The 16082-nt window shown below is 69.7% G+C and carries 18 protein-coding genes; 4 read left to right on the forward strand and 14 right to left on the reverse strand.

Annotation, left to right across the window (positions count from 1 at the left end; genetic code table 11):
• Window positions 1-43 precede the first annotated feature (43 nt).
• From CRP56_RS18130 to CRP56_RS18170, 9 genes are all read right to left on the reverse strand, one after another.
• Window positions 44-358: a SpdD-like protein gene (locus tag CRP56_RS18130; RefSeq protein ID WP_097265321.1), complete on the reverse strand. Its 315-nt coding sequence runs from the start codon at window positions 356-358 to the stop codon at window positions 44-46.
• A gap of 23 nt (window positions 359-381) precedes the next feature.
• The gene (locus CRP56_RS18135) at window positions 382-537 is read right to left on the reverse strand and encodes a hypothetical protein (RefSeq protein WP_097265322.1); all 156 of its coding nucleotides are present in this window, start codon (window positions 535-537) and stop codon (window positions 382-384) included.
• A 13-nt stretch (window positions 538-550) separates the two neighbouring features.
• A complete protein-coding gene (locus CRP56_RS18140) occupies window positions 551-742 on the reverse strand; it encodes a mobile element transfer protein (protein ID WP_097265323.1) in 192 nt (63 codons plus the stop codon).
• Window positions 743-764: 22 nt separating this feature from the next.
• Complete coding sequence (locus CRP56_RS18145; RefSeq protein WP_097265324.1) at window positions 765-1436, reverse strand: DUF2637 domain-containing protein; 672 nt, start codon at window positions 1434-1436, stop codon at window positions 765-767.
• Complete coding sequence (locus CRP56_RS18150; RefSeq protein ID WP_097265325.1) at window positions 1436-1645, reverse strand: hypothetical protein; 210 nt, start codon at window positions 1643-1645, stop codon at window positions 1436-1438. Before CRP56_RS18150 ends, CRP56_RS18145 begins: the two co-directional genes overlap by 1 nt.
• Window positions 1646-1650: 5 nt before the next feature.
• Window positions 1651-1908 carry a hypothetical protein gene (locus tag CRP56_RS18155; RefSeq protein ID WP_097265330.1) on the reverse strand — a complete coding sequence of 86 codons (258 nt, stop codon included), beginning with the start codon at window positions 1906-1908 and terminating at the stop codon, window positions 1651-1653.
• Window positions 1909-1993: 85 nt separating this feature from the next.
• Window positions 1994-3349: an FtsK/SpoIIIE domain-containing protein gene (locus CRP56_RS18160; protein ID WP_097265331.1), complete on the reverse strand. Its 1356-nt coding sequence runs from the start codon at window positions 3347-3349 to the stop codon at window positions 1994-1996.
• Window positions 3350-3351: 2 nt separating this feature from the next.
• On the reverse strand, window positions 3352-3705 hold the full coding sequence (locus CRP56_RS18165) for an SCO3933 family regulatory protein (RefSeq protein WP_097265332.1): 354 nt from the start codon (window positions 3703-3705) through the stop codon (window positions 3352-3354).
• A gap of 139 nt (window positions 3706-3844) precedes the next feature.
• On the reverse strand, window positions 3845-4624 hold the full coding sequence (locus CRP56_RS18170) for a GntR family transcriptional regulator (RefSeq protein WP_097265333.1): 780 nt from the start codon (window positions 4622-4624) through the stop codon (window positions 3845-3847).
• A gap of 18 nt (window positions 4625-4642) precedes the next feature.
• Here CRP56_RS18170 and CRP56_RS18175 point away from each other — a divergent pair, with 18 nt between their 5' ends.
• Window positions 4643-5107, forward strand: a complete 465-nt coding sequence (locus CRP56_RS18175) for an NUDIX hydrolase (RefSeq protein WP_179851050.1) — start codon at window positions 4643-4645, stop codon at window positions 5105-5107.
• A gap of 966 nt (window positions 5108-6073) precedes the next feature.
• Window positions 6074-6520, forward strand: a complete 447-nt coding sequence (locus tag CRP56_RS18185) for an AbfB domain-containing protein (protein ID WP_097265337.1) — start codon at window positions 6074-6076, stop codon at window positions 6518-6520.
• Between the two features lie 558 nt (window positions 6521-7078).
• Here CRP56_RS18185 and CRP56_RS18190 read toward each other — a convergent pair.
• The 4 genes from CRP56_RS18190 to CRP56_RS18205 form a co-directional block, all read right to left on the reverse strand.
• Complete coding sequence (locus CRP56_RS18190) at window positions 7079-10477, reverse strand: S8 family peptidase (RefSeq protein ID WP_097265338.1); 3399 nt, start codon at window positions 10475-10477, stop codon at window positions 7079-7081.
• Window positions 10478-11563, reverse strand: coding sequence for a CU044_5270 family protein (locus tag CRP56_RS18195; RefSeq protein ID WP_097265340.1), 1086 nt, complete (start codon window positions 11561-11563; stop codon window positions 10478-10480).
• Window positions 11560-12204 carry an RNA polymerase sigma factor gene (locus CRP56_RS18200; RefSeq protein ID WP_097265342.1) on the reverse strand — a complete coding sequence of 215 codons (645 nt, stop codon included), beginning with the start codon at window positions 12202-12204 and terminating at the stop codon, window positions 11560-11562. The genes CRP56_RS18195 and CRP56_RS18200 overlap by 4 nt, the downstream gene beginning before the upstream one ends.
• A gap of 171 nt (window positions 12205-12375) precedes the next feature.
• Window positions 12376-13470: a substrate-binding domain-containing protein gene (locus CRP56_RS18205; RefSeq protein ID WP_097265349.1), complete on the reverse strand. Its 1095-nt coding sequence runs from the start codon at window positions 13468-13470 to the stop codon at window positions 12376-12378.
• A gap of 726 nt (window positions 13471-14196) precedes the next feature.
• On the opposite strand from CRP56_RS18205, the gene CRP56_RS18210 reads away from it, so the two are divergent.
• A complete protein-coding gene (locus CRP56_RS18210) occupies window positions 14197-14892 on the forward strand; it encodes a glycoside hydrolase family 11 protein (protein WP_097265351.1) in 696 nt (231 codons plus the stop codon).
• Window positions 14893-14956: 64 nt separating this feature from the next.
• On the forward strand, window positions 14957-15625 hold the full coding sequence (locus CRP56_RS18215) for a polysaccharide deacetylase family protein (protein WP_257040817.1): 669 nt from the start codon (window positions 14957-14959) through the stop codon (window positions 15623-15625).
• 66 nt (window positions 15626-15691) lie between these two features.
• Here CRP56_RS18215 and CRP56_RS18220 read toward each other — a convergent pair whose 3' ends face one another.
• A complete protein-coding gene (locus CRP56_RS18220) occupies window positions 15692-16075 on the reverse strand; it encodes a peptidase inhibitor family I36 protein (RefSeq protein WP_097265355.1) in 384 nt (127 codons plus the stop codon).
• Window positions 16076-16082 lie beyond the last annotated feature (7 nt).

A 16082-nucleotide genomic window follows, 5' to 3' on the forward strand; every position in this document is an offset into this window, starting at 1 on the left:
GGAGCGGACGAGACTTGGCGGTTGAGGCCGCTCCGGGGGCCCGTCATCGTCGGGTGTCGCTGGCAAGGATCGAGCGGACGACGACGGCGACCACGGCGAGCGAGGCGCCGGTGATGGCAACCGCCAGAAGCAGCGAGACGAGGACGGCGCCGACGACCAGGACGACGGCGGTGCCGCCGCCGACGAGGGCGAGCACGGTGCCGGGGGTGAGCTGGACGACCGGCCGGGAGGGCGCCGGAGCCACAGGGGCGGGCGGCGGGGTCGGTGTGCTCGGGACGATGGTGGTCGGCTCGACAATGGCGGGCGGGGAGACGCGACCGGTTGGTGTCGGCATGGTCGGGATCTTCGGACGGAACATCGTGAACTCCCTTCTGTAGTGGGTTACTTGACGAGGCTGTTGATGGCGGGGGCGAGGACGCTGTCGGCGAGGAGGAAGCCGCCGAGCAGCAGGACGGCGATGAGCCAGGCGGGCGGGCGGATGAGCTTGACGCCGAGGTAGCCGACGACGAGCAGGGCGAACCAGAGCGGGACGTCCATGGCGGTTGGCCTCCTAGCGGACCTTGCAGCGGTGGGTGCGGGCGGCGAGCTGGGCGGCCGACTGGCTGGTGTAGTCGGCGGACCAGCCGCACCGGTCGGCGGTGCACACGGCCGCGTGCTTGGTCTGGCCGCGGCGGTCGCGGTGGGTGCCGATCTGCACCGGGCCGATGCTCATCACGGAGTGGAAGTGGTCGCGGACGGGCATGGTGGGTGGTTCTCCTTTCTGGTCAGGCGAGTTGGGCGGCGATGGCGTCAGCGAGCTGCGGCGGAACGCCGAGGCGGGTGCGCAGGGTGTCCGTGTCGATCGGTGAACCGGTGCGGGAACGGTGGTCGTCGGCGACCTTGCGGGCGTGGTCGACCAGGGCGGCCGGAACGGGCGCCGCTGGGACAGGAATCGCGTCGGCGGCGGGCAGGACCGGTGCTTGCTCGGGTGCCGTGACCGGTTCGGCTTCCGGTACCGAATCGGGGATTGAGTCGGGCTCGATGTCAGTTGCCGGGGTGGGGGCTGCGGGCGCCGGCGGAACCGGCATCCGGTCTCCAGCCGAGTGGGCGAGGAGCGTGCCGCCGAGGAAGGCCAGGGCGGGCCATCCAGCAACGCCGAGGCGGAGCAGGGCGGGCGGCTGGTCCAGGTCGAGGAATCCGGCGGTGGCGACGTTGGCGCCGAGCGAGGCGAACAGGGCGATCAGGAACCAGCACCAGGCCAGCTGGGACGGGCCGTCGGAGCGGAGGCGTCGCCAGGCGGCAACCAGCAGCAAGTCGACTGAGACGGGGTAGGCCCAGGCCTTCCAGCCGGTCTGTCCGGCAGCGGCGGCGAGGTCGTGCAGGTGCGCGAACGACAGAGCGCCTGCGATGACGGCCTGGACGAGGACCGCGTCGACTCGAATGGCGGGGCGGGCCATCAGAACCCCTCCTCGCCGGGGTATTCGGGGCCCTCGGTGGGGTCGTAACCGGGCGGGAACAGGCCGGGCGGGGGCTCCGGCAGCGACGCGGCCAGGCACGGGCCGACGGTGTCGACGAAGTCCTGATCGGCGCCGAGGGTGTCGGCGTAGACGGCCAGGGCGCCGAGGAGAATCACGGTGCGGTGGAAGTCCTCGCAGTTGTCGCACATGCGGCTCACCTCGCCTGCGCCGTCTCGGTCTCGGGACGCTGGGCGGCGGCGTAGCGCTGGACGGCGGCGAGGTAGTCGGCCGAGGCCTGGGCGAGCTTCTCGGCGAACGCCTGGTGATCGGCGATCGGGCGGCTGTCGAAGACCGAGATGGTCAAGCCGTAGCCGTCCCCGTCGATGGCCAGGATCGGCAGGCGCCGGGTGCCGTAGTCGTGGAGGTGGACCCAGGTGGAGGCGTCGCCGTAGAAGGACATGGAGGCGGACATCGGTCGTTCCTCTCTGCGTTTCGGGCATGGAGGGGGTAGGAACCTGGCGCGAGGCGGTCGCGCCGACCGTGGAGCAGGGGTGGGATCAGGCAGCGGCCGGGGCAGACTCGACGGCTGCAGTCGGGACCGGCTTTGCGATGCCGAGGACGGGCCGGAACGGGGCCAGGGCAGGCAGATCCGGGGTCAGGTCGGCGTGCCGATTGCAGGTGTTGACGGCCTGTCGCAGCGAGGTGTGCGGGGCACGGATGCGGTGCCAGCCGCCGGTCGAGTCGCCCGCGATGGCGACGCCGCGCATGTCGGCGGGGATCTGGATAGCGGCGAGGACGGCGTCCGGGGCGATGTCCCCGAAGGCCATGTTGGCACTCGTTTCGTCGTTGACGCGGTGCGCGGTGCGGCCGGTGAGCTGGGCGCGGAGCATGGTGATGCCCTTGCCGAGTTCGGAACCGAAGCGCTGCCCGCAGATCTCCAGGTAGATGCCGGCGGCGCGGCCGAGCTGGGCGAGTCGGGCGAGCGCGGTGATGATGCGGTCCCGGCGCTTCTCCTCTTCCTTGGTGGCGTACAGGGCGAGTTCGGCAACCTCGTCGACCAGGACCACGATGGGAGTCGGGCGCAGGTCGGCGGGCAGGCTCCAGATGTCGGCGGCGATCTCCGCGTCAGAGACGTCGGCGGTGATGCGCTGTTCGGCGCGGATGAGTTGGTAGACGTCTTCCATGTGCGTGACGAGCGCGTCGAGAAGGTCGGCGGCGGTGTCGGGGTTGTCGGCGAGCGCGGAGAAACGGCGAGCCAGCGGGAACAGCTCCACACCCTGCTTGCAGTCGATGCCGACCAGGGCGACATTCATCGGGGCGAGCCCGGCAACCAGGTTGCGCTGGTAGACGGACTTGCCGGACTCCGTGGCGCCGAGGGTGAGCGCGTGAGGTATTGCCCGGTAGTCGCGGTGGTGGACGGCTCCGTCCTCGCGCAGCGCGACCGGGACGCGCATCGGTCGGGTGTCGGTCTGGGTGGGCATCTGCACTCGCTTGAGGACGTCGTAGCCGGTCATCCTCAACTCGACTACGCCGGAGCGGAGTTCACGCGAAGTGACGCCGTACATCGAGAAGGAGTGACGAAGCCGGTCGGAGGCCGCCGCGATGTCGAAGGCGTCCTGCCCGGGCCGCAACTTCAGCCGCAGGACAAGGCCGGTCCGTGTGGGCCGCAGTCGCAGAATGCGCGGCGGACGGGACTCCGGCGCAGGTCGGTTGGTCATCCGGGCGAGGGTGAGGCGCCAACGCGAGGGCGAGACGGTCAGCCCGCACGCGTCCATGACCGAGCCGTACCGGACCAGGACGCGCAGCGAGGCGAGGGTGACGCCGAAGGTCAGCCAGTACCAGGCGGGGCGCCGCCACCGCAGGAGACCCGCAGCGGCGACGACCAGCACCAGCGCGACCATGAACCAGGGCATGATCAGGCCGCCTTGGGCTTCGATGCCGTGGCGGCGAGCGAGGTCACGGCGACCGCCCGGAAGGCGATGCCGTGCCGCTTCTGGCCGTTGAACTCGTTCTCCCACGCCGATGCGACCAGGCCGGTCAGCGCGACCGGGGTGCCCATAACCAGGTCCTCGGAGACGCCCGGCTGCGGAACGGTGAGCTTGAGGATCTCCACCTCATCCGGCGTGGAGAAAATGACCTCCACCGTCATCAGGGTGACGCCGTCCTGGTCGGTGGCGATCTCGCCGGTACGGCGGTCCTTGACCTTCGGCTGCGGAGCCTTGGCGACCATCACGGTCGCGTTGGTGGTGTCGACGGGAATCTGACGCACAGCAGATCACTCCTCTATACAGGCTGGACTCCGTCACTCATGTACATGAGTGACATGAAGAAGAGCGCCTCACTCCTATACATGAGTCAACCCGCCGCGAAGAAGAACTCGCGACGGGCTGCGGAGAGTTGAGCGGGCGTCAGTCGGCGGCGGGAATCCGGTACTCGAAAACGAACTGGTCAGCGGCCATGAGCGTGTCGCAGACCTCGACCACGAGACCCTCGGTCGTCCGCGCTTCACGGATCAGATGAACCACCGGCGCACCGGGGCTCAGCGCCAGTTCGGACGCCTCCGCCTTGGAGGCCGGACGGGCCTGCAGTGTCTCGACGAACTCTGCGAACTCGTGCCCGTGATCTTCGAGTCGGGCGTAGATGCCACCGCCGCCGGGGTTCTCGGCGAACAGCTCCGGAATCTCCTTCACGACGTCCCACGGGAGGTACGACGTCGCGGTCTCGACCGGCGTGCCATTGCGGAAGTAGAGCCGCCGCCGAGCGAGGACCTGAGTGCCGGCGGGGACGCCCAACCGCTGGGCAGCATCCGCGGGAGCCTCCATCGGCCCGATGTAGAGGACGCTCACCTTGGCCGTGGCGCCGGACTGCGCAGACTCGGCCAGGTAGGCAGCCTTGCCGCCCTGCCGGTGCGAGCGCCGGAAGCGATCGGAGGAGCGGTGCCGTACCGGCGGCCGATCCTTCACGATCGAGCCCTTGCCGTGCCTGGTCTCGACGAGCCCGCTCGCGCGTACCTCGACCATGGCCTTGCGAATCGTGCCGCCCGAAACGCCGTAACGGTCGACCAACTCCGACTCACTCGGCACCATCTCACCAGGCTTAAGCACACCAGCCCTGATCTGCTGCACGATCTCGTCGGCGATCTGTACGTACCGAGGTACGAACCTCTCTCCTCCTACTGCGGTTCCCATAGTCCTTCTCTGCCTCCTATGCTCCTGTACATGAGTCAATCACAGGAAGCAAAGTCACCGCCGCTGCACTCCGTATCTGTCGCCGGAGTAGTGGTGCGCGAAGACGGCCGCCTCCTGGCGATCCGCCGTGCCGACAATGGGACTTGGGAGCTGCCGGGCGGCGTGCTCGAGCTAGACGAGACCCCCGAGACGGGTGTCGCCCGCGAGGTCCTGGAGGAGACAGGCATCCACGTCGAGGTGGACGAACTCACCGGGGTCTACAAGAACACGACCCGGGGCATCGTGGCCCTGGTCTTCCGCTGCAAGCCCTCTGGCGGCACGGAGCGCACGTCGAGTGAGTCCACGGCCGTCGCATGGCTCACCCCCGACGAGGTCGCGGAGCGCATGTCCGAGGTCTTTGCGATCAGGCTCTTGGATGCCCTGGACGGCAATGGCCCCCACGTGCGGAGCCACGACGGCAAGCGCCTCATCCCAGCGGGATAAAACTTTCCCTACTTCATCGAGGTCTTTGCGATCAGGCTCTTGGATGCCCTGGACGGCAATGGCCCCCACGTGCGGAGCCACGACGGCAAGCGCCTCATCCCAGCGGGATAAAACTTTCCCTACTTCATCAAGCCCCGGCTGCGCTCCGCTCCGCCGGGCGCGCTCCCGGCTCCGCGCCGGGCGCCGCTCCTGCCTCCGGCCCGCTCCGCCCGCGCTGCGCCGACGCGCGCCCACATGTGGATAGGGCCGGAGGCCATGAGGCGATCACCGCATAGCGCGGCCCACGGTCAAGACGATGCCTCCGGCGGGGGATCGGCCGGCACCGGGATGGAGGGGGCGCCGTTCCCGTCCGCGGGTCCGTAGGGGCGTGCGCGGGGTGCTCCCATCCCGTCCACCGTCGACCCAGGCAGAGCCGAGCAGACGCGGCCCATGGCGTCCAGGTCGTTCGTACAGTGGCGCGCTCCACCTGGACGCCATGAACCACGCCCGCTCCACGGTGTGTGGGTCGACGGCGGACGGGATGGGAGCCGGGGTGAGTGGTGGGCTGAGGGGCGTCTGTACTGATCGCCCTGCCGAGCACACGTCGGCGCGTGATCGTCCACCCCCGTCGCAGCTAGCGAGACATCCAGTGTCTTGCGGAGCCCGGCACTTGAGGGCGTGGGCCACGGCATGGAGCTCGCCGCGAGACCACCTCGACAGGTCGGTGTCCTTGGGAAACGTACTGGCGAGCACCACGTCACCCGACCGGCGGTTACGGCACGGCCGATCACATACATAGATTCGCCAGAGCATGCACCGTGAGTGACCGCGAAGATGCCCAGGCTGGTCCAGCCCATCTGCGCGGTGGCTGGCGACGCATGCGGCCCTCGCCCCGAGTGGGCGGCAGCGTGCGCGTACTCGCTCCCAACCATCCGCTCTGCGGAGAAACCCGCCGCCCCTCTGTGAACCCAACCTGGAGGCCAGACCATGCCCGTCTTCCAGTTCCAGTCGTTCAACTTCCCCGACCACTATGTTCGCCACAAGGACTTCGTGGGCCTGCTGACCAAGCACACCGACGGCGAGCAGGGCGACTTCTCCTTCGAGGTAAAAAACGCAGGCCAGGACAAGCACGGCGTGCAGCTGGTGGTCCTGCGCTCTGTCAACTTCCCCGATCACTACCTGCGGCACCAGAACTTCCAGATCGTCCTGCAAGCCCCCAACGGTGGGCTGGACGATCTCTTCCTGAAGGACGCCACGTTCTACCTGGAGCGGGGCCTGGCGGACGGGGGGGACCCGGAAGTCGTCTCCTTCCGCTCCGTCAACTACCCGGACCGTTACCTCCGCCATAGGGACTTCAAGCTCTGGCTCGAACCCAAGGACAGCCCCAACCTGCCGGCCGACGCGACCTTCCGCAAGACTGTCCCGGTCGACTGACCGTGCCGGCTGAGCATCCGGGGCTGCTGCGAGCCGTACCATCCAGCGGCGCTGGACTCGCCCGCTGAGCTTCGGGGCCTGGTAGCCGATCTGGCAGAGCTACGGATCAGAAGTTCCCCGTGCCACACCCGTGCCAGATCCAGCGGGGAGCCACGGGGAACGACGGTGGCTGGCGGCTGACCGACCCTCGGTCTGCCGCCTGGGCATCGGGTTCGCGACGAGGGCCCAACGGAGTGCAACATCCACCTACGCCCGGAAAGCGACTCCCGCGGCACTCATCGCGCCCCGCACCCCGGCTGACCGGGCCACATAGAGCTATGGGCCAGAAGGCCTCTGACATCCACGGCTGACATCAACGACGTCGGACGGAGGCGTACACCAGCGTCTCTGCCCGACCGTCGCACCAGTCGACGGCAGCAGCTGGAGCGGGCTCGGATCGAACTCCTAAAGCGGGTGTCGCAGGTTCGAATCCTGCCGGGGGCACAGACAGAAGGGCCGGCCCAGGAGGTTTCCCTCCCGGGCCGGCCCTTGGTCGTTTCAGAGAGTGTCCGGACCTCGTCAGGTCAGGAGGTACGCCTTCAGGATCGTCACCGTGTAGGTGTTGCCTGTGGTGTCGGTCAGGGTGGATCTGAGGGAGACCGAGCGGGCGTTTTCCGGGTGGGTCAGGGTGAGGGTTCTTTTGCCGTGGGTTGTGGTCACCGGGGCGGGGGTCCAGGTCTTGCCCGCGTCGTAGGAGACCTTCACCGTCAGGGACTTCAGGGCGGTGGCCGCCGGGCCCTGGAGGGAGAGGGGGATCGTGGTGCGGTGGCCTGCGGGGGCCGTGCCGGTCGGGGTCAGCTTCGGGTGGAAGCGGACCGTGGAGAGGGGCAGCGAGCCGGAGTCGGAGGGGCTGGACGTGAAGGTCCAGGCCGCTGTCAGGCGGCTCGTGGTCGTGGCCACGCTCATCGGGCGGGTCAGGTTCGTTCGGATCGTGTAGCGGGCCGGAACGGACGGAAGCTTCTCCACGGTCTGGCAGAGGTCGCCGTCGTTGTCGAGCAGGGTGCTGCCGTCCGCGGTGACCGTGGTGTGGCGTTTCGCCGTGGAGGAAGCGGGGTGCCCGGCCCCGTCGGCGAGGTCGGGGACGCACAGGTCCAGGGTGTCGCCGTCGCGCTGTGCGCCGTACGGGTCGCCGGTGATCGGGCTGAAGACACCGACGTTGTACGTGGCCGCGTAGGTCCGGCCCGCCTGGTACGACCTCGCGCTCTCCGTGCCGTAGAAGACGTCGTCGTCCCCGGAGGCGTTTCGCTGGCCCAGGTTGGCCGTCCACTTGAAGCCCTTGGGCGTGGTGACGTAGATCTTCGCGGTCGTCGGCAGCGGGAAGGGGTCGCTCACCGTGCCCAGCGCCAGGGTGGGGCCGCTCCACAGGACGTTGACGATGCCCTTGCGATGCGCGACGGAGGAGCCGAAGTTCCGCTTCAGCAAGGCCAGTTCGCTCATGCGCGTGGTGTGCCGATAGCCGGTGGGGAAGCGGTCGGGCAGGTTGTGGAGCAGGTGGTAGGTGGTGCTGCCCTTCTGCCACAGGCCGCCGAGCTGCGTGCTGAGCCTCCCGGGAGGGGCGGTCGGTCCCAGGGTCGCGGTGCGCAGGTTCTTGAACGTTCCCCAGAACAGAGTGCTGTTGTGTGATGCGCGGCCGGCGTCCCCGGTGCCCACGGCGAGGTTGAGCTGGCCGTCGGACATCTTCGCGCCCTGCGGTGCGGTGATCCCGACCGGCTTCGCCTTGCGGGCGTCGAAGACGACCGTGGTGTCCCCGGTCAGCGAGAGCCGCGGCCGGACCAGCGCGGAGGTGCCCTCGGCGTCGTCCAACACGGTGTCCACGACGTAGTCGCCGCGCGGGACCCGCACCCGGTACACGCCCTTGGAGATCTGCTCGTAGTCCGCGAGGTTCGTGGTCCAGTACGTGCCCGAGTACCCGAGGATCTCGGTCAGCGGAGCGCTCACGGGCTTGCCGCCGCGGTCGAGGAACTTCAGGGTGAGGTCGTATGCCTCGGCCTCGCGTACGACGCCGAAGGCGGTCCGTACGGCAGCGGGTTCGGCACGGTTCCGGGCGATGGCGACCAGCGTGCCCGAGTAGGCGCCGTCCGCCGCCTCGACGCGGGTGTCCGCGGTGAGGTCGACGCCGGCGGTGCCGCCCGCCGGGACGGTGAGCTGGGTGGTGCTCAGCGTGAACATGCCTTCGGGGGCCGTGCCGCCTCCGGGGCCGGTCGCGGTGGCCGTCAGGTCCAGGGTGACGGGGTGGTCGCCGTCGTTGCGGTAGGTGATGTGCTGGGTGAGCGGCCGGTCGTCGGTGTGGGGCCACCGCTGCTTGCCGAAGGACACGGAGGTCTGTTCGCTCGCCACCGCCCCCTCCAGTGCCCGTGACACGTCGACCCGGCCCGTCCCCTGCTGGTAAACGGTCGCGCCGGAGGTAGGGGTGGTGGACGCGGTGAGCGCCTGCTTGATCCGTGCGCCGGTCCAGTCGGGGTGCCGCTGGGCGAGGATCGCGGCCGCCCCCGCGACATGCGGCGTCGCCATCGACGTACCGGACATGGAGACATAGCCGTCGGCGGCCGGGTCGCCCATGTGGCCGTGCGCCGCCCTCGCCGCGACGATGGCCACGCCCGGCGCCGTGAGGTCCGGTTTCAGCGCACTGTCGGCGGTCGGGCCGGTGCTGGAGAAGTCGGCGAGCCGGTCCTCGCCGTCGACGGCGCCCACGGTGAGCGCCGACTCCGCGGCCCCCGGGGAGCCGACGGTTCCCGCGTCGGGGCCCTCGTTGCCGGCCGCGGCGACGGTGAGCATGCCGGTGCTCTTCGAGAGGGCGTTCACCGCCGCCTCGACCGGGTCCTCCCCCGGGGTGTCCTCCTGGCCCAGGCTGAGGTTGGCCACCTTGGCGCCCTGCCCTGCGGCCCACTCCAGGCCGGCGATGACGCTGGAGTCGCTGCCCTCGCCGCTGTCGTCCAGCACCTTGGCGTTGAGGATCCCGGCACCGGGCGCGACGCCCTTGTACCGGCCGCCGGACCGTGCGCCCGAGCCCGCCAGCGTCGCGGCCACATGGGTGCCGTGGCCGGCCATGTCGTCGGTGCTGCCGGTGCCGGTGAAGTTCTTCGAGGCCGTCACCGCCGAGGCGAGGTCCGGGTGTGTGGTGTCGATGCCGGTGTCCAGGACGGCGACCTTGACGCCCTTGCCGTCGTATCCGGCCGCCCAGGCGGCCGGGGCGCCGATCTGCGCGACGCCGCCGCCCGCCTCCCCGGCCTTCGCGCCGTCTTCGTCCGCCGGCGCCTTGAACCGGCCGTCCAGCCAGACCCGCGCAACGCCCTGTTCCTCGGTGAGGGCCTGCCACATGGCGTCGGCCCCGGCCTTGGGCATGGTGATCGCGGCGCCCGCCACACTGGGCAGCTCCCGGCGCACGGTGGCGTCCGCGTCCGCGACCAGTGACTTCTGGGTGCTCCTGCGCTGGGCGGACCTGCCCTCGTACGACACGATCAGCGGGAGCGTGCGGCGCCGGGTGTCGTCGTAGCCGGCGCGTATCAGGCCACTGACGTCGAACAGCCGCATGTCCAGGACGCCTTGGCCGATCAGGGCGGCGGCGTCGGCGGGCACGACGTACTGATCGCCCCCGACACCGCGCACGGACACCGGGACGTGCTCACGGCCCGGTGCCCGGCGTACGCCCGTCACCCGGCCCCGGGCGTCCAGCCGGACCCGGTCGCCCGTGACGAGGGTGACGTACCGGCCGGCCGCGGAGGCGGAACCGGCGGTCCGCGCGCCAAGGGCGGAGCCGACGGTCCGCGCGCCGAGGGCCTGGCTGCTGGGCGCCGCGACGGTGGCGGTGTCCTGCGTCCGTACGCCGAGGCCGGAGCCCGTGGCCGCCACCGAGGCACCCGTCATCAGCCCCGCCACCAGCAGGGCGGCCAGTGAGGCGCTTGCGGTTCTGTCGCGCATTCAGCCCACCTGCCCGGGGACCTGCTTGGCGGCGTCGACGACCGCGCGCTCGGTGATCGCGCTGGTGTGCGTGACGGTACCGACCTTGAGGGGGTTGCCCGCCGTGGCGTTGACCACGACGACGCGCTCGCCGAGGAAGCGCAGCGTCTTCTTGTCGAAGATCCACTCGGTGCGCTCGCCGTCGGCAGGGTTCTCCCGCGCGATCGCGACCCCGTGCCGGCCCGTGGCGTCGACCGCGTCGTTCACCGCGACGACGCCAGGGATCTTGGCCGCGGCCTTGTAGAGAGCGGCGCCGACCTCGGCGGGCGGGTAGCTCTCCGTCAGCAGATCGCCGATCGCGACGAAGGCCGCCTGGTCGCGCGGGACTTCGGGGTCACGGACGGCGTCCGACGCGCGGTAGATCCGCCGGAGCAGCGCGTCGGGGTCGGTCGGCAGCTCGGCCAGGGCGTTGTAGGCGCCGCTGAACGGGGTGGAGCTCTTCAGGGTGATGCCTTTGTCGCTGGTCGCGCCGGCCTCGATCAGCCAGCCGTCCCTGCCGTCGAGGGAGTTCCAGACCTGCCGGGAGTGCAGCTCGTCGCTGACCGCCTCGCTCTTGTCGCCGACGGTCTTGATGTAGCTGTCGGCCACCTTCGAGGCGATGTAGATGTACTGGCCCTCGCGCGGGGCGGGCGCGGAGGTGTCGGCGGCGGCCAGGGAGATGCGTTCGAGGAGCTGGGGGGCGCCCTTGGGGTCGGCGACGCCGATGCTGGTGGTCAGTGCGGGGCCGGTGGCCAGGGCGGTCTTGTCGTCGTCCGCCCCGCCGCCGGTGAGGGCGAGGCCGCCCACGACCGCGCCGGCCAGGGCGAAGGCCGCGGCGGGCAGCAGGACCGTACGGCGCAGGAACGGGTTGGAGCGCTTCACGGGCGCGACCGGAGAGGCAGCGGACGTACGGGAGGAGGTGCGGAGGTCTTCGTGGATCCGGGCCATCATCTGCTCCTTGTGGAACTGGTGGCGGCCCGCCGGCAGATCCCGCTCGGCGGAGGGCAGCAGACTCTGCGTCTCCGTCCACTCGGCCGGGTGGGGCCGGTGGGAGGGGCTGGCGTTCATCGGTTTCCTTCCTGTGCGGACCGGACCGCGTATCCGCGATCACCTGTTATCTGCCGGTTCGTGCGGGTGGGTTCCCGTTTTTCTTCGAGCAGTTGTGCGTCGGCGAGCTTGCGCAGCTTGGCGCGGGCGCGGGAGAGGCGGGAGCGGACGGTGCCGACCGGGACACCGAGGGCGCGGGCCGCGTCGGCGTACTCCATCCCCTCCCACAGGCACAGCGTCAGGACCTCGCGCTCGGGGCGCTTGAGCAGGCTGAGGGCGGCGAGCGTGGCGTTGATACGGCGCCGGTCGTCCAGCCGTCCGGCGGTCTCCTCGGCGTGGTCCTCGACCCGTTCCTCGGCGGCGTGCGCGGCGGCCGCGGCGCTCGCCGCGTTGCGGTAGCGGCGGTTGCTGCGGTGGTGGGAGCGGGCGACGTTGGTGGCGATGCCCAGCAGCCACGGCCGCAGCGAGCCGCCTTCGGCGTCGACCGAGGTCCGGCGCCGCCACGCCTCCATGAAGGTCGTCGACATCACGTCCTCGGCCAGCGACCAGTCGGCGGTCAGCCGGAAGGCGTGGTTGTACACCGCGCGGGCGCACTCGTCGAAGAGTTCCGCGAAGGCGTGCGGATCTCCGTTTCGCACCCGGGTTCGCATATCTGTGGTCACGTCTTGAGCTGACGTTCGGTGCGGGCGGGTTCCGGTGAGAGAGGTCACAGCCGTCGCACAGGACTCCTGAAGCTGGTGTCGCAGGCCCGAATCGTGCCGGGGGCACGTACGGGAAGAGCGCTCACGGATGTCCGTGGGCGCTCTTCGGTGTCGTACGCGTATGTCGTGGCGTTACTTCAGCTGGTCCTCGGTGAAGTAGTCGTCCTTGATGAGGACGTCATAGTTGGTCTTGTCGACGCTCGTCGGCTGGAGGAGGACGGCGGGGACGGCCTTGACGCCGTTCTTGTAGCCGACGGAGTTGTCCACCCACGGCATCCGGTCGTTGAGGATGTCGTCGACCACGGTCACGGCCGCGTCGGCGAGCTGGCGGACGTCCTTGTAGACGGTCTGCGCCTGCTGGCCCGCGATGATCGACTTCACGGACTCCAGTTCGGCGTCCTGACCGGTGACGATCGGGAGGGGCCGCGCGGCGGTGCCGTAGCCGTCCGAGTGCAGCGCGGCCAGGACGCCGCGCGAGATGCCGTCGTACGGGGAGAGGACCGCGTCGAGCCGTTGGGTGCCGTACTTGGCGAGAATCCCGCTCATGCGCTTCTCCGCGGTGGGGCCGTCCCAGCGCAGGGTGGTTATCTTGTCCAGCTCCGTCTGGCCGGAGGGGACCACCAGCTGCTTGTCGTCCAGGTACGGCTGCAGGAGCGCCATCGAACCCGCGAAGAAGTACTTGGTGTTGTTGTCGTCGGGAGAACCGGCGAACAGCTCGATGGTGAACGGGCCCTTCTTGCCGTCCTCCAGACCGAGCTTCTCGATGATGTAGTGGGCCTGCATCCGGCCGACCATCTCGTTGTCGAACGAGACGTAGTAGTCGACGTTCTTGGTGCCGAGGATCAGGCGGTCGTAGGCGATCACCGGGATCTTCGCGTCGGCGGCCTTCTGCAGCACGCCGTTCAGGGACCTGTTGTCGATGGCCGCGATGATCAGCGCGGAGACACCCTGCTCGATCAGCTTCTCGATCTGGGCGACCTGGGCCTTCGGGTCGTCGTCGCCGTAGACCAGCTTGGCCTTGTACCCCTTGGCCTTGAGGTTGCTGACGACGCTCTTGCCGTCGGTGAGCCAGCGGTCGGAGGCCCGGGTCGGCATCGCGACGCCGATGGTGGCGCCCTCGGCTTCGTTTCCCGAGCCGGCCTCGGAGGCGTCGCTCTCCAGGCCGCAGGCGGACAAGGTGAGGGCCAGAGAGGCTACTCCGGCCAGCAGGGCTCTTCGATCGAACACGGTGATGGTTCCTTGTCCTTCTCGTCGTTGAGGGGATGACGGCGTATCAGGTGTCGAGGGGGGTGTGGTGCGGGCGCCTGGGCCGAGCCCTCGCCGAGCCGCGCACCGCCGCCGAGGTCGTCGGGGTTGTGGTGCGCGGAGTTGAAGGTGGTGCACAACCGGCCGGGCACGCCCGGAGGTTCGGGCAGGCCGGTCCGCCGGGACGTCGCCCGGGTCGGTGCTCTGGTGCCTCGGCGCCCTGCGGGCCGCCGATCAGTGCCGTGCCGCGGCGGGGCGTGCGGGGCTCGTCAGCTCCCGTGCTCCCGGTGCCGGCGGGGGTGCACCCACCCGTACGTCCGGCGGTGCCACGGCGTTCAGGTCGCCTACGAGCTGATCCTGGCAATGCACAGGGCACGCGCCTTTCGAGCGTTCGAAATCTCGACAGATGTGCGGAATGTTGGCGTGACGGTAAGGGGAGGTGCGCATGGTGTCAACGGTGCGAACAGGGACGGTTACAGAAAGGTGCGAAAGGAGGGATCGAAACATTCGACGCCTTCGATCGAAAGTTGATCTCACCTAGCAGTCATTTGTTTCAACCCGTCGCACTTCAGCCACCTGCGATTGTTTCGCCAACCTCGTCGAAACCGTTGACACTTGTCGGGGACAGACCAACACTGCATGCGTTGACGGGGCTCCCCCCCCTCCGGCCCCCCACCGCCCTCTGTGAGGACGAGGAGGAACACGTCCATGAACGACGCACCCGCACCCAGCAACAACTCCGCCCCCACCCGCCGCAACGTCTGCGCCCTGCTGCTCGGTACCGGCGCCGCGCTCGCGCTGCCCGGAGCCGTCGGCACCGCGCACGCCGCCACCGTCGTCACCACGAACCAGACCGGGTACGACAGCGGCTTCTACTACTCCTTCTGGACCGACGCCCAGGGCACCGTCTCGATGACCCTGAACTCCGGCGGGAACTACAGCACTTCCTGGCGCAACACCGGCAACTTCGTCGCCGGCAAGGGCTGGGCCAACGGCTCCCGCCGGAACGTGACGTACTCGGGCAGCTTCAACCCGTCCGGCAACGCCTACCTCGCGCTCTACGGCTGGACCTCGAACCCGCTCGTCGAGTACTACATCGTCGACAACTGGGGCACCTACCGGCCCACCGGCACGTACAAGGGCACGGTCAACAGCGACGGCGGCACGTACGACATCTACCAGACCACCCGCTACAACGCCCCGTCCGTGGAAGGCAACAAGACCTTCAACCAGTACTGGAGCGTGCGCCAGCAGCGGCGGACCGGCGGCACCATCACCACCGGCAACCACTTCGACGCCTGGTCACGCGTCGGGATGCCGCTCGGCACCTTCAAGTACTACATGATCATGGCGACGGAGGGCTACCAGAGCAGCGGCAGCTCCAACATCACCGTGAGCGGGTGACGGGATGGGCCGCAGGGCTTCCCGTTCCGTCCGTTCCCTGTGCAGCAGATTGGCCGTTCTCGCCATGGCAGCAGCGAGCACCCTCACCGTCCAGGCCACCGCCCCGGCGCACGCCGCCGCCTGCACCGGGTACGTCGGTCTCACCTTCGACGACGGTCCGTCCGGCAACACCTCGGCGCTGCTGAGGGCCCTCACCCAGAACGGGCTGCGGGCCACCATGTTCAACGAGGGCCAGTACGCCGCCGCCAACCCGTCGCTCGTGAAGGCCCAGGTCAGCGCCGGCATGTGGGTCGGCAACCACAGCTACACCCACCCCCACCTGACCTCGCAGTCCCAGGCCCAGATCGACTCGGAGATCTCCCGTACACAGTCGGCGATCGCCGCGGCCGGCGGTGGCACGCCGAGGCTGTTCCGGCCGCCGTACGGCGAGACCAACGCGGCCGTGAAGGCGGTCGAGGCCAAGTACGGGCTGACCGAGATCCTGTGGAACGTGGACTCGCAGGACTGGAACGGCGCCAGTACGGACGCCATCGTCGCCGCCGCGGGACGGCTCACCAACGGCCAGGTCATCCTCATGCACGACTGGTCCGCCAACACGCTCGCCGCGATCCCGCGGATAGCGCAGGTGCTGGCGGCGCGCGGACTGTGCGCCGGGATGATCTCGCCGACGACCGGCCGTGCCGTGGCCCCGGTCGGCACCAGTACGCCGACGGTCTCCGACAGGACGGCCTGACGCACGAAGGCGCGGCGACCACGCCGACGGTCGCCGCGCCTTCCTCCTGTCCGGATCCGGTTCCGGCTAGCAGCCCGTCGCCCACACATGGGCGTCGCCACGGTCGTTGGCGACGCCGTTGTAGTTGACCTCCTGGCCCGGCGTCAGGCAGATGGTCACGTCCCCGCCCGTGGACGGGAACTGGATGGCGGACTCGTAGACCTTGACGTGGTCCTTGATGCCGGGGCCGGAGATGCCGTGGTTGGCCCACGACGAGTCGTTGTCGGCGATCCAGCTCTCCCACCACTCGTCGTCACCGGACGCGTTCATCCGCTGCCCGCCGAAGTTCGCGTCCGTCCATACACAGAAGTTGCCGCTCGGACAGTCGACGGCCGCCGCGGGCGAGGCGGTCGCCAGACCCGTGCCGGTGGCGAGCAGGGCGGCGACGAGCAGGGAGACGTACTGCTTCACAATCAGG

It is taken from the genome of Streptomyces sp. TLI_55, assembly GCF_900206255.1.
GTDB lineage: Bacteria > Actinomycetota > Actinomycetes > Streptomycetales > Streptomycetaceae > Streptomyces > Streptomyces aquilus.